A 12,631-nucleotide genomic window follows, 5' to 3' on the forward strand; every position below is an offset into this window, starting at 1 on the left:
ATGACTGGTTTTGCCGAAGCGCCCCAAATGCCGTTCGGAACCGAGCTCGACCGGGTCGGTCATCTGCTTGGCGGTTATCGCGTGCTGAAGCGCAATCTGGGCACTGCGTTTGACGCACATGAGATGCTTCTAGGTGGTCTGCCGGGTGACGCGCTCAACCAGCTCGAGCGGCGGTTGCAGGTGCTGGACGCTGTTGCCCTGGAAAAGGCTGTGGGCATGAGTCTGCGGACGCTGCAGCGGCGGCGGGCTGATCCTGGCCAGCCGCTTAGCGTGGATCAAAGCGGACGGGTCTGGAAGTTCGCCGAAATCCTGGCGAAGGCCACTGAAGTGATGGGTACGCAGCGAGACGCCGAAGAGTGGCTGGATGAGCCCGCGATGGGTCTCAACGGGCAAAAACCGCTTGATCTGCTGGCCACTGCCGCTGGAACCGAGCTGGTGGAAACATTTCTCGGCCAGATCGAATACGGGGTCTATGTGTGACACCTCCGCTTCCCGGCCCGCTTGGCGGTGCCGACCTGTTGGGCTGGCGCCTCGATGCGCGCCAGTTCGCGCCCAGCTGGGATAGTGGGGAGGGAGCCTTCCGCTTCGGCGGGCGATGGAACAGCCCGGGAGTGAGGGCTGTTTATTGCGCGCTGGACCCTGCTACGACCATCCTGGAGGTGGCGGTGCATCGCGGCTTCAAACGGATGGACACGATTGCCCATTGCTTGACCTCGTTCCGGATTCTTGATCCAGCGACGGTGCATGTCGTCCAGCCGGAAGATTTGCCCAATCCCAACTGGCTGCGCCCGGGGCCGCCCAGCGCGGGGCAGCAGGCATTCGGGGACACGCTGCTGGCTGCCCACAAATTCGTGCTCGTGCCCAGCGTCGTTTCAAGCAATAGCTGGAATGTGGTTTTCGTCGCGTCAGTTGCGAGGGGCGGCTACGAACTTGTTGCGCAGGAGGCATTCGCGCTCGATACGCGGTTGCACCCTCCGGCCTAGCTTCCACCTTCCGCAACAAAGGCCTTGTTCATGACGCAGGCAACACTGCCAACCATCTTCGTGGATGCCGATGCCTGCCCGGTGAAGGAGGAGGCTATGCGCGTGGCAGAGCGCCTCGGGCTCGTGGTAACCTTGGTCAGCAATGGGGGCGTAAGGCCCTCGCGCGATCCGATGGTTCAGGTGGTTGTGGTGTCTGCTGGCGCCGATGCTGCCGATGACTGGATCGTCGATCATGCCCGGGCCAACGACATCGTCCTGACGGCCGACATTCCCCTTGCCAGCCGGGCCATCGACAAAGGCTGCCATGTGCTCGGGTTCACGGGAAAGCCCTTTACGTCGGCTTCGATAGGGATGGCGCTTGCCATGCGGGATCTCAAGCAGCACTTGCGTGAAACCGGCGAGATCAAGGGCTTCAATCCGGGGTTTCGACCCGCCGACCGGTCAGCTTTCCTGAGTGCGCTGGATACACTGGGACGCCGCGCCATATCTCTGGCGGGTAAGTAATCCTTAAGCTTTCGCGAGGGGAATATTAACCATAATAGCAAAAAGTGAACTCAGTTGTGGTGATGCTGAGTTCATGCCGTGTTGGTTTCGCGTTGGGCTGTTTCCCTGTTGCTTGTCTGTATGGCTCTTGGCGGTTGCGCCAAGCCACCTGCCGATCATTCGGCTCTTGCATATACGAGGCAGTCCGGTGCCAGGCTGACGACCAACGCCATCTTGCCCGGTTCCGCGCCAGTTACGCAGCAGCCCATGCCGCAGCGCGTGTTCAGTGCCGGATCGCTCACGGGGCGCACGCTTGCGGTGGCTTCATCCACGGACATCATCTTGCGGCCCGGGGAGGTTGTCCTGACATTTGATGATGGTCCGCGGCCCGGCAGGACCGACAAGGTTCTTGCGACCCTCGATGAGTTCGGCGTCAAGGCGACCTTCCTGATGCTGGGCTCGGCCGCCCAGGCCAATCCGCGCCTGGCACAGCGGGTGGCCGCCGCCGGCCATACTGTCGGTAGCCACACTTTCGGTCATGTGGACCTGAACACGCTCAGTCGTCAGGAGGCCCTGGACGAAATCGCCCAGGGCGAGCGCGCCGTGTCGCTGGCCCTGGGTGGGGCAGGGCAAGCGCTGTCGCCGTTCTTTCGGTTTCCGTATCTGTCGCAAAGCGGCTTTCTGCGCACGAGCCTGAGCCAGAGCGGGCTCATCGTTCTCGACGTTACTATCGACAGCAAGGACTACTACAAGGAAAGCGCCGATACTGTTGCTGCGCGAACCCTGTCGCGGCTCGATGCGCAGGGGAGCGGCATTGTGCTGTTCCACGACATCCACCAGCGCACCATCGAGATGCTGCCGGCGTTTCTCGCCGAACTGGAAGAACGCGGCTATTCGGTCGTACGGCTCGTGCCGAAGGATCCTGGCGTGTTCGGTCGCGATATCATCACGGCCGGCGCTCCAGAGTTGAAAGGCGCGCTATAATCGCAATAGCGGAATTCCGAAAATTGCTCCCGTCGCCTATCTATTCCGCAGTTTGACAAACTGCCGTGCAATGAGGCAAAAATGTCGTGCCCTGACTCGCAGCGAATTTGGTGTTGTTGCAGCGGGCGATAGCAGGATGTGAGCATGACCGCCAAGTTTGTGAAATTTTCTGCAGTCGTACTGGCGATAGCGGCGATGCCGAGCACCGCGTTTGCTCATAGCGATATCGGCGGCAGCGGCTTCAGCCATGGCTTCCTGCATCCCTGGTCGGGGCTTGATCATGTTCTGGCCATGGTGATGGTCGGACTGCTCGCCTTCCAGCTCGGCGGCCGCGCGCTCTGGCTGGTGCCGACGAGCTTTATCCTGATCATGATCCTGGGCGGACTGCTCGGCATGGCTGGGGTTTCGGTACCGTTTGTCGAACTGGGCATTGCCCTTTCGGTTGTCGTTCTCGGCGTTGCCGCCGCGCTTGAGGTCAAGGCTCCGGTTGCCGCTGCGATGGGGCTGGTCGGGCTGTTCGCAATTTTTCATGGCCACGCCCACGGCGCGGAAATGCCGGTCTTGGCCGACGGCCTGAGCTATGGCGGCGCCTTCGTGCTGGCCACGGCGCTGCTGCACGGCGCCGGTCTGGGGCTGGGCTATTTGCTGGGGCTGGGCGGCAGGCGCTACGGTTCGATGGTGTCGCGCGCGGCGGGCGGCCTTGCCGCCGTAGCAGGTGTCGGCATTCTCACCGGCATGCTCTGAACGGCGGCAATTTAACTAACGAGCCCGCCCGTCTTCTCGATAAAGCCGATGATCTGCTCAAGGCTTTCGCGCCGCAGCAGATCGGTGAACACATACGGCCGGCCCTCGCGGACTTTTTGCGTGTCGCTCTCCATCACTGCAAGACTGGCGCCGACATAGGCGGCCAGATCGGTGTGGGTGATCACCAGCAGATCGGATCGGGCAATGGCCGGGCCGCCCTTGCGGGGGATTTTTTCGCCCTGTGCCACCGATATGACGTAGATCGTCAAATCCGCCAGATCGGGCGAAAAAGTGGCGGCCAGATTGTCGCCGCCGCTTTCGATCAGGATGATATCGAGATCGGGGAAACTGCGGTTGAGTTCGGCAATGGCCGCCAGGTTCAGCGAGGCATCCTCGCGGATGGCGGTGTGCGGGCAGCCGCCGGTTTCGACGCCCACGATACGATCTTCGGAAATCGCCTGCGCCCGCGCCAGGATCAGCGCGTCTTCCTTGGTGTAGATGTCGTTGGTGACCACGGCCATGGAGTAGCGGTCCCGCATTGCCTTGAGCAGCATCTCGCATAGCGTGGTCTTGCCCGAGCCGACCGGGCCGCCAATGCCGATGCGGAGGGGGCCATTGGGTGATTTCATGATAACCTCAAGGTGAAATGTTCGCTCATGACCGGAAAATCCGGGTGTGCAGGGTTTCGTGCGCCATTTGCGCAATGTCGGTCGCGTAGGCCACGGCGCCGATGGCGTCCAGGCCGAGGTCTTGCCACTGTGAGGCGGCGGCTGAGATGGCTTCTTCCAGTGCGGCGATAATCGCCAGGCCGTCGCTTTGGCCAATCGGCACCAGCCGCACCGCTACCGACACCTGACCCTGTACCGTGGCGGTGAGAAACGCGGTCAACACGGCTTCGAGCGGTATGCCGTGAGCGGCAGTGATGGAGCCGACGGCAATCGGATAGGGGCAGGGTCGGGGCAGCGCGTCGTAGTTGGCAGGCCAGGCTTGGGCCGCGGCGAGGAAGGCGCCGCCCATGGCGAGCGTTTCGTCGTGGCGCTCGCGGGCCGGGGTCAGGGCAAGATAGAGATCAGCGAGATCACGCAGGGTGGGGGCGCTACCGCCAGAGCGATGGGCATGGGCCAGCAGGATGGCGTCGGTTCGCATACCGCCATGGGTCAGGTTGCCCGCGATCCAGCCCTGGGCGCTGGCCCGGTCATGCACCTTGCCAGCGGCGATTGCACTCTCCAGCCCCGCAGACCAGGCGAATGCGCCCACCGGAAAGGCCGGCGACAGCCAGGTCAGCAGTTTCTGCAGATCGCTGTTGGACGTCATCGCGCCAGCAGGGCATGGCCGCTGTCGGCATGGCCGCTGTCGGCATGGCTGTGATAGGCGCCGTGCTCGGCATAAAACGGCTCGTGCACCTCGACGATCCGGGCACCCAGGCCTTCGAGCATGGGCTTGAGCACATGATCGCGCTTGATCAGGATGCGCCCGGCCTCAAGCTGGGCCGAGGTGTGACGATTGCCGATATGCCAGGCCAGACGGACCAGATGGGCAGCATCGCGTCCCAGCACCTCGTATAGGTGTTCGGGGGCAGCGATGATTTCCACCAGCCGTCCGTCGTCGAGCTGTAGCGCGCCCAGATGGTCCAGTGTGACGGTCTGGGGAAAATCCACCATGACCTCGCCGCCGCCCTGCAAGGGCAGTAGCCTGCGCCGCAGCCGGCGCTGATCATGATCGAGCACGACGCTGTCAAAGGCGGGGCCTTGGGCGTGGCCGGCGGGGAGCTGAGTGGTGGCGCGCAGCATGGACATGCCCTTCTAAAACAGGAAGTACCGTTGAGCCATCGGCAAGATGGTGGCGGGTTCGCAGGTCAGCAATTCGCCATCGGCGTGGACCTCGTAGGTTTCCGGATCGACCTCGATCAGCGGGGTGGCGGAATTGTGGATCATCGCGGCCTTGCCGATGCCGCCACGGGTATTGGTGACCGGCACCAATTGCTTGTCGACGCCGAGCTTGTTGCGCAGGCCATCGTCGTGTGCGGCCTGCGAAATGAAGGTCACGGAGGAATTGGTGCGCAGCTTGCCGAAGGCGGCAAACATCGGGCGGTAGTGCATGGGTTGGGGTGTCGGGATCGACGCATTGGGGTCGCCCATCGGCGTGGCAGCGATCGAGCCGCCCAGCAACACCATTTCCGGCTTCACGCCGAAAAAAGCGGGGCTCCACATTACGAGATCGGCGCGCTTGCCAACTTCCACCGAGCCGATATGGGCGCTCATGCCGTGGGCGATGGCAGGGTTTATGGTGTATTTGGCGATGTAGCGTTTCACTCGCGCATTGTCGTTGTCGCCAGTTTCGCCCGGCAGCCGCCCGCGCTGCTTTTTCATTTTGTCGGCGGTCTGCCAGGTGCGGATCAAAACCTCGCCCACCCGGCCCATGGCCTGGCTGTCGGATGAGATGATGGAGAGCGCGCCCATATCGTGCAGGATATCCTCGGCGGCGATGGTTTCCTTGCGGATGCGCGACTCGGCGAAGGCGACGTCTTCTGGGATCGAAGGGGATAGATGGTGGCACACCATCAGCATGTCGAGATGCTCGGCGATGGTGTTGACCGTATAGGGCCGCGTGGGATTGGTGGAGGAGGGGATGACATTGGGTAGTCCGGCGACGCGCAGGATATCGGGCGCGTGCCCGCCGCCGGCGCCTTCGGTGTGGAAGGCGTGGATGGTACGGCCCTTGAAGGCGGCGATGGTGTCTTCCACGAAGCCGCTTTCATTGAGCGTATCGGTGTGGATCATCACCTGCACGTCGAAGGCGTCGGCGACGCTGAGGCAATTGTCGATGGTCGCGGGGGTGGTGCCCCAGTCTTCGTGCAGCTTGAGGCAGGAGGCGCCGGCGAGGATCATTTCCTCGAGCGGAGCAGGGAGCGAGGCATTGCCCTTGCCGGCGAGCGCCAGGTTCATCGGGAAGGCGTCGAAGCTCTCGATCATGCGTTGGATGTGCCAGGCGCCGGTGCAGGTCGTCGCCAGCGTGCCGTGAGCGGGACCGCTGCCGCCACCCAGCATGGTGGTAACGCCTGACATCAGCGCCTCTTCGATCTGCTGGGGGCAGATGAAATGGATATGGGCGTCCATCGCCCCGGCGGTGATGATGCGGCCCTCGCTGGCGATGATCTCGGTCGAGGGGCCGATGATGATGGTGACGCCCGGCTGGGTATCGGGATTGCCGGCCTTGCCGATGGCGTGGATGCGGCCGTCCTTGAGGCCGATGTCGGCCTTGTAGATGCCGCTGTGATCGACGATCAGCGCATTGGTGATGACGGTGTCGACGGCCCCTTCGGCTCGAGTCTTCTGGCTTTGGCCCATGCCGTCGCGGATGACCTTGCCACCCCCGAACTTCACCTCTTCGCCATAGATGGTGAAGTCCTTTTCTACCTCGATGAACAGTTCGGTATCGGCCAGCCGCACCCGATCGCCCGTGGTCGGGCCGTACATATCGGCATAGGTGGCGCGGAAAATGCGTGCGGGCATGGCAGGCTCCGTCTGATTGTGGGCCAAGGCGGCTAGAGCGCGCCCATGATTTTCTGTTGAAAGCCGTAGACGATCCGCGACCCACCCAGCGGCACAAGCCTGACTTCGCGAGTCTGGCCCGGCTCGAAGCGGATCGCGGTGCCGGCAGCGATATCGAGCCGCATGCCGCGCGCTGCTTCCCGGTCGAAATGCAGGCCCGCATTGGTTTCGTGGAAATGATAATGCGAGCCCACCTGGATCGGCCGGTCGCCGGTATTGGCGACGGCGATGGTGATCTGGGCGGCGCCTGCGTTGAGTTCTATATCGCCCGCCTGGGTGATGATTTCGCCAGGGATCATGGTGTCACCGAATGGGTTGGTGCACGGTCACGAGCTTCGTGCCGTCGGGGAAGGTGGCCTCGACCTGGATGTCGGCGATCATTTCAGCGATCCCCTCCATCACCTGCTCGCGGGTGATGACATGGGCGCCGGCCTCCATCAGCTCGGCCACCGGGCGACCGTCGCGCGCGCCCTCGACCACGAAATCGGTGATCAGCGCGATGGCTTCGGGATGGTTGAGCTTGACGCCGCGCTCCAGCCGCTTGCGCGCTACGATGGCGGCCATCGAGATCAGCAATTTGTCTTTTTCGCGCGGCGTCAGGTTCATGGGGTCTCCTTAGAGATGCCAGAGGCGGGGCAGGCGACCGGCCCCGGCCAGTCCGGCGAGAACGGGGATGATCATGCGGCGCAAAGCGAGGCCGGAGTCCGCCATGGCGCGCACGACCAGCCGGTCGCCGATGGCGCTGACGGCGATTTGCCCGTCCGAGGGCAGTAGCGCACGTACGGTTTCCAGACGCTGGGCGGCCTGCGGACCGATATGGACAATGGTGGCGAAGGCCCGCGCGCCATCGAGTAGCGACAGGCCATCGCGTTCGCCGCCATCCCCGTTCAACAAGGTTGCTTCGGCATGGATCAACCGGCCATTGCGGCGGATGCGCCAGTTGTCGCGTAGATAGGCATCGCGGGCCAACTCGCCCATGGCGTCGCGGCCCAGCAGCACAGCCTCGACGGCGGTGAGGCTGGCGCCTTCTGCCAACTCAATATCGATCTGGCGGTCAAGCTTGCTGGCGGCGAACAAAATGGTTTCCTGCGGCAGCCAATCGAGATGGCCGCCCGCGCCGACTTCCAGCCGGGTCTCGACCCGCGCCACTGCGCCGGTGGACCGGTAAATCCGCTCGCAGGCCTGGGTGGTCAGCACCATGTTGCCTCCGGGCGCGGCCTTGGCGTGCCATTGCAAATGGTCGCCACCGGTCAGGCCGCCAGCTGTGTTGATCAGCACGGCTTCGAGGGCATCACTGTGGGTGTTGGGCAGCCGGATCTTGGCGCAGCCGTCCTGATAGAGCGTGTCAATAACGCTGGCGCCGTCGCGCAGCTTGGTCGCGATGCGGCCGCTGCCGCGCGCGCGCTGCATGACAGGCTGATCTGCGAAGGCGATAGCGGTGCTCAATTCATACCATCAGGTGGCGGCGAACTTCGGGCCGGTCGAGATCGCTGGCAACACCGGCATGCTGAATCTCGCCGCGGTCCATCACATAGATATCGTCGGCGATTTCCCGGCAGAAATCCAGAAATTGCTCGACCAGCAGAATGGTCATACTCTTTTCGTCGCGCAGGAATTGCAGCGCCCGGCCGATGTCCTTGATGATGGAGGGCTGGATGCCTTCGGTGGGCTCATCCAGCACCAGCACCTTGGGCCGGGTGACCAGTGCCCGGCCAATGGCCAATTGCTGCTGCTGGCCACCCGAGAGGTCGCCGCCGCGCCGGCCCAGCATGGACTTCAGCACGGGGAATAACTCGAAGATGTAAGGAGGAATGTTCTTGTCGGCGCGTTTGAGCCCGGCATAGCCGGTTTCGAGGTTTTCCTTGACTGTCAGCAGGGGGAAGATTTCCCGGCCCTGCGGCACGTAGCCGAGGCCCATGCGGGCGCGCTTGTAGGGCGGGGATTTCTCCAGCATCTCGCCATCAAGCATGATTCCACCGGCACTGATCTGGTTCATCCCAGTGATGGCACGCAGGGTGGATGACTTGCCGACGCCATTGCGGCCAAGCACGGCGGTAATCCGATTGGGTTTGCAGTCCAGCGATACCGATTTCAACGCCTGGGCAGCGCCGTAGTGGAGATCTATGGAGTTGATGGACAGGGTCATGCTCATCGTCCCAGATACCTTTCGATGACCACCGGATTGGCGCTGACCTGGTCGAGGCTGCCTTCAGCCAGCACCGAACCTTCGGCGAGGCAGGTGACGCGGGAGTCGAGGTCGCGGACGAAACTCATGTCGTGTTCGACCACCACCACAGAGCGGGTTCGTGCGATGTCCTTGAGGAGCTTGGCGGTTTCGACGGTTTCGCTATCGGTCATGCCGGCAACGGGCTCGTCGACCAGCAGGAGTTTGGGATCCTGCGCCAGCAGCATGCCGATTTCGAGCCACTGCTTCTGGCCGTGGCTGAGGTCGGCAGCCAGATGGTCCTTGCGGGCCAGGAGGCGCACGGTTTCGAGGATTTCGCCGATGCGGGCGATATCGGCCGCGCTGGCGGTGTAGAACAGCGTCGGGAAGATGCCCCGGGGCTTTTTCAGCGCCATCTCCAGATTGTCCCAGACGGTCTGGCTCTCGAACACCGTCGGCTTCTGGAACTTGCGGCCGATGCCCAGATTGGCGATGGCGGCTTCGTCCAGCTTTGTCAAGTCGGTGCGGCCGTCGAACAGCACTTCGCCGTCATCGGGTCGGGTCTTGCCAGTGATGATGTCCATCATCGTGGTCTTGCCCGCCCCATTAGGGCCAATGATGGCCAGCATTTCGGCGGGATGGACGATGATCGACAGGCTGTTGAGGGCCTTGAAGCCGTCGAACGCTACCGAAACGCCGTCGAGATAGAGCATGGTGCCAGTCTTGTCGGTCATGGCCTACTCCGCAGCCTTGGGTTGGGGATCGGCGCCGGCCTCGACATCGGCCGGACTGGGAGCGCTGCGGTCGTGCTGCTCGCGCTTGGTGGTCAGGGTGCGGTATTGGCCGATGAGCCCGACAATGCCCTTGGGCAGGAACAGCGTGGTGATGACGAACAGCGCGCCGAGCGCGAAGAGCCAGAATTCGGGGAAGGCGCCGGTGAAATAGGACTTGCCGACATTGACCATGATGGCGCCGATGATCGGCCCGATAATGGTGCCGCGGCCGCCCACGGCGGTCCAGATTACCACTTCGATGGAGTTAGCCGGCTCGAACTCACCCGGATTGATGATGCCGACCTGGGGCACGTAGAGGGCTCCGGCGATGCCGGCGATGATGGCCGAGACCACGAAGGCGAAGAGTTTTACATATTCGACGCGGTAGCCGAGAAAGCGCGCGCGGCTTTCGGCATCTCGGACCGCCACCATCACCTTGCCAAGCTTGGAATTGACCACCATCGAGCAGACGAGCACGGCCAGTGCCAGAGCGATGGCCGACGCGGCAAACAGGGCGGCTCGCGTGGTGTCGGCAGAAATCGGCGCGCCCAGGATTTCCTTGAAGTCGGTCAGCCCATTATTGCCGCCAAAGCCCATGTCGTTGCGGAAAAAGGCCAGCAGCAGGGCATAGGTCATCGCCTGGGTGATGATAGAGAGATAAACGCCAGTAACGCGGCTGCGGAAGGCGAGGAAACCGAAGACGAAGGCGAGCAGGGCGGGCACCAGCATCACCATAAGCATGGCGAACCAGAAATTGTCGAAGCCATGCCAGTACCAGGGCAACTCCTTCCAGTTCAGGAACACCATGAAATCGGGCAGGACCGGATTGGCATAGACGCCGCGGTCGCCGATCTGGCGCATCAGATACATGCCCATGCCGTAGCCGCCGATGGCAAAGAATGCGCCATGCCCGAGCGAGAGTATGCCGCAATAGCCCCACACCAGATCGAGCGCGAGGGCGAGCATGGCGAAGGTCAGATATTTGCCGAATAGCGGCACGGCATAATTGGGCAGGCGCAACGGGTGGCCATTGGGTAGCAGCAGATTGGATGCCGGCACCAGGATCGCTACGGCGATCAGGATGGCGACGAGCCAGATGGCCTTTTTGTCGAGGGCGCGGAACAGGGCCTGGGTCAGCATGGGATGGTCCCCGAGGTCTGAAGGCCCCCCTCATCCGCCCTTCGGGCACCTTCTCCCACGAGGGGAGAAGGGGGGCATCGAGTTTGTTCAACCGCCGAAGTCCCCTTCTCCCCATGTGGGAGAAGGTGGCGCGCAGCGACGGATGAGGGGGACATCTGCATCGGTAAAATCATGCTTCCACCGACCTTCCCTTGAGGGCGAAAAGTCCGCGCGGACGCCGCTGGATGAACAGGATGATCAGCACGAGGATGAGGATTTTGCCGAGCACGGCTCCGGCATAAGGTTCGAGGAATTTATTGGCGATGCCGAGCGTCAGCGCGCCGACCAGCGTGCCCCACAGATTGCCCACGCCGCCGAACACCACGACCATGAAGCTATCGATGATGTAGCCTTGGCCCAGATTGGGCGAGACATTGTCGATCTGGCTGAGTGCTACGCCCGCGAGGCCTGCAACGCCCGAGCCCAGGCCGAACGTCATGGCGTCGACAAAAGGGGTGCGGATGCCCATGGCCGAGGCCATGCGCCGGTTCTGGGTGACGGCGCGCATCTGCAGACCCAGCGCGGTGCGCTTGAGCACCAGCAGCAGGGCGATAAACACCACCATCGCGAAGACGACGATCCACAGCCGGCTCCAGGTGATCGACAGGCCGCCCAGTTCGAACGAGCCTGTCATCCAACTGGGGTTGCCGACCTGGCGATTGGTGGGGCCGAAGATGGAGCGCACCGATTGCTGCAGGATGAGCGAAATGCCCCAGGTGGCGAGCAGGGTTTCCAGCGCCCGGCCATAAAGCCAGCGGATCACGCCACGCTCGATGGCGATGCCGATCAACGCGGTGACCAGGAAGGCCAGCGGCAGGGCAATGGCCAGCGAATAGTCAAACAATTGCGGAGCCGACTGGCGGATGGTCTCCTGCACCATGTAGGTGGTGTAGGCGCCCAGCATGACCATTTCACCGTGGGCCATGTTGATGACGCCCATGACGCCGAAGGTAATGGCCAGCCCGATCGCGGCGAGCAACAGCACCGAGCCCAGTGAAATGCCGTACCAGACGTTCTGCGCCGCATCCCAGACGGCGCGGTCGCGCGCCAGCCCGTCAATGCTCGCCTGGATGGAGGGTTTGAGTTCGTCGGGCGAATTGGTGAGCGCGCCGGTCAACAGGGTCAGCGCGTCACGGCCGCCGATGGCAGCGACAAGAGGCAGGGCGGCTTGTTTGTCCTCCAGCGTCGCGTCCGTCTGGAGGATGATAACGGCGCGCGCCGTCTCCATGATTTGCCTGATCTGTGGATCGGTTTCGGCAGCAATGCTGCCCTCGAGCAGTTCCAGATTGGCGGGGTCGGCATCGTGCAGGATGGATTGCGCGGCCGAGCGGCGGATGCGCGGATCGTCGCTTAGGAGGGTCAACTGGCCGATGGCGGTGCGGATGACGCGGCGAAGGCTATTATTGACCTTGACCTTTTCGAGGTCAGCCTTGGGCGCCTCGCCCAGTTCGGCTAAGGTGACCGGATCGACCAGTCCGAGCGTCGCGCCGGAGCCAGTGATGAACACCACCTTGCCGTCGGCCTCGCTGGCATAGAGGTCGCCTTCCGCCAGCGTTTGCAGCAGCGGGACGACGCGGGTATCCCCGGTGGCGACGAGGGCAGCGATAGCGGCTTCGCGGTCCTTGAAACTGCCAGGAGCCAGGGCGTCGACCAGTTGGGTCAGTTCGGCATCGGCGGTTTGGGCGTATGCGGGGGCGAGCAGTGTTCCGAGGAGCACGGTCAGCGTTGCTAGCAATCTAGAGAACGTCATGGCGGCCCCGGTCTATTCAG

The 12,631-nt window shown here is 63.1% G+C and carries 16 protein-coding genes; 5 read left to right on the forward strand and 11 right to left on the reverse strand.

Annotated elements, in window-relative coordinates:
• From parS to C8264_RS00600, 5 genes are all read left to right on the forward strand, one after another.
• Positions 1 to 480, forward strand: a complete 480-nt coding sequence (parS, locus tag C8264_RS00580) for a type II RES/Xre toxin-antitoxin system antitoxin (RefSeq protein WP_108459014.1) — start codon at positions 1 to 3, stop codon at positions 478 to 480.
• A complete protein-coding gene (locus tag C8264_RS00585) occupies positions 477 to 983 on the forward strand; it encodes an RES family NAD+ phosphorylase (RefSeq protein ID WP_108459015.1) in 507 nt (168 codons plus the stop codon). The genes parS and C8264_RS00585 overlap by 4 nt, the downstream gene beginning before the upstream one ends.
• A 30-nt stretch (positions 984 to 1,013) precedes the next feature.
• Positions 1,014 to 1,487 (forward strand): YaiI/YqxD family protein, encoded by a 474-nt coding sequence (locus C8264_RS00590; RefSeq protein ID WP_108459470.1) that lies wholly within the window; start codon positions 1,014 to 1,016, stop codon positions 1,485 to 1,487.
• Between the two features lie 246 nt (positions 1,488 to 1,733).
• Positions 1,734 to 2,450: a polysaccharide deacetylase family protein gene (locus tag C8264_RS00595; protein WP_162783387.1), complete on the forward strand. Its 717-nt coding sequence runs from the start codon at positions 1,734 to 1,736 to the stop codon at positions 2,448 to 2,450.
• A gap of 144 nt (positions 2,451 to 2,594) precedes the next feature.
• Positions 2,595 to 3,194: a HupE/UreJ family protein gene (locus C8264_RS00600; protein ID WP_108459017.1), complete on the forward strand. Its 600-nt coding sequence runs from the start codon at positions 2,595 to 2,597 to the stop codon at positions 3,192 to 3,194.
• An 11-nt stretch (positions 3,195 to 3,205) separates the two neighbouring features.
• On the opposite strand, the gene ureG is transcribed toward C8264_RS00600, so the two are convergent.
• The 11 genes from ureG to urtB all read right to left on the reverse strand — a co-directional run bounded on the left by ureG (position 3,206) and on the right by urtB (position 12,611).
• Positions 3,206 to 3,823: an urease accessory protein UreG gene (ureG, locus tag C8264_RS00605; protein WP_108459018.1), complete on the reverse strand. Its 618-nt coding sequence runs from the start codon at positions 3,821 to 3,823 to the stop codon at positions 3,206 to 3,208.
• Positions 3,824 to 3,848: 25 nt separating this feature from the next.
• On the reverse strand, positions 3,849 to 4,508 hold the full coding sequence (locus tag C8264_RS00610; protein ID WP_108459019.1) for an urease accessory protein UreF: 660 nt from the start codon (positions 4,506 to 4,508) through the stop codon (positions 3,849 to 3,851).
• The gene (locus C8264_RS00615) at positions 4,505 to 4,984 is read right to left on the reverse strand and encodes an urease accessory protein UreE (protein ID WP_108459471.1); all 480 of its coding nucleotides are present in this window, start codon (positions 4,982 to 4,984) and stop codon (positions 4,505 to 4,507) included. The genes C8264_RS00610 and C8264_RS00615 overlap by 4 nt, the downstream gene beginning before the upstream one ends.
• 12 nt (positions 4,985 to 4,996) lie before the next feature.
• Positions 4,997 to 6,706 (reverse strand): urease subunit alpha, encoded by a 1,710-nt coding sequence (gene ureC / locus C8264_RS00620; RefSeq protein WP_108459020.1) that lies wholly within the window; start codon positions 6,704 to 6,706, stop codon positions 4,997 to 4,999.
• 32 nt (positions 6,707 to 6,738) lie between these two features.
• A complete protein-coding gene (locus C8264_RS00625) occupies positions 6,739 to 7,044 on the reverse strand; it encodes an urease subunit beta (RefSeq protein ID WP_108459021.1) in 306 nt (101 codons plus the stop codon).
• Positions 7,045 to 7,048: 4 nt separating this feature from the next.
• Entirely contained in the window at positions 7,049 to 7,351 is a 303-nt protein-coding gene (locus C8264_RS00630; RefSeq protein WP_108459022.1) for an urease subunit gamma, read from the reverse strand.
• Positions 7,352 to 7,360: 9 nt separating this feature from the next.
• A complete protein-coding gene (locus tag C8264_RS00635) occupies positions 7,361 to 8,191 on the reverse strand; it encodes an urease accessory protein UreD (protein ID WP_245892879.1) in 831 nt (276 codons plus the stop codon).
• 1 nt (position 8,192) lies between these two features.
• A complete protein-coding gene (urtE, locus tag C8264_RS00640) occupies positions 8,193 to 8,897 on the reverse strand; it encodes an urea ABC transporter ATP-binding subunit UrtE (protein WP_210205905.1) in 705 nt (234 codons plus the stop codon).
• Positions 8,894 to 9,643 (reverse strand): urea ABC transporter ATP-binding protein UrtD, encoded by a 750-nt coding sequence (urtD, locus tag C8264_RS00645; RefSeq protein ID WP_108459024.1) that lies wholly within the window; start codon positions 9,641 to 9,643, stop codon positions 8,894 to 8,896. The genes urtE and urtD overlap by 4 nt, the downstream gene beginning before the upstream one ends.
• A 3-nt stretch (positions 9,644 to 9,646) precedes the next feature.
• Complete coding sequence (urtC, locus tag C8264_RS00650) at positions 9,647 to 10,822, reverse strand: urea ABC transporter permease subunit UrtC (protein ID WP_108459025.1); 1,176 nt, start codon at positions 10,820 to 10,822, stop codon at positions 9,647 to 9,649.
• 169 nt (positions 10,823 to 10,991) lie between these two features.
• Positions 10,992 to 12,611, reverse strand: a complete 1,620-nt coding sequence (gene urtB, locus C8264_RS00655) for an urea ABC transporter permease subunit UrtB (protein WP_108459026.1) — start codon at positions 12,609 to 12,611, stop codon at positions 10,992 to 10,994.
• Positions 12,612 to 12,631: the final 20 nt, after the last annotated feature.

The sequence above is a fragment of the Devosia naphthalenivorans genome (assembly GCF_003056355.1).
Lineage (GTDB): Bacteria > Pseudomonadota > Alphaproteobacteria > Rhizobiales > Devosiaceae > Devosia > Devosia naphthalenivorans.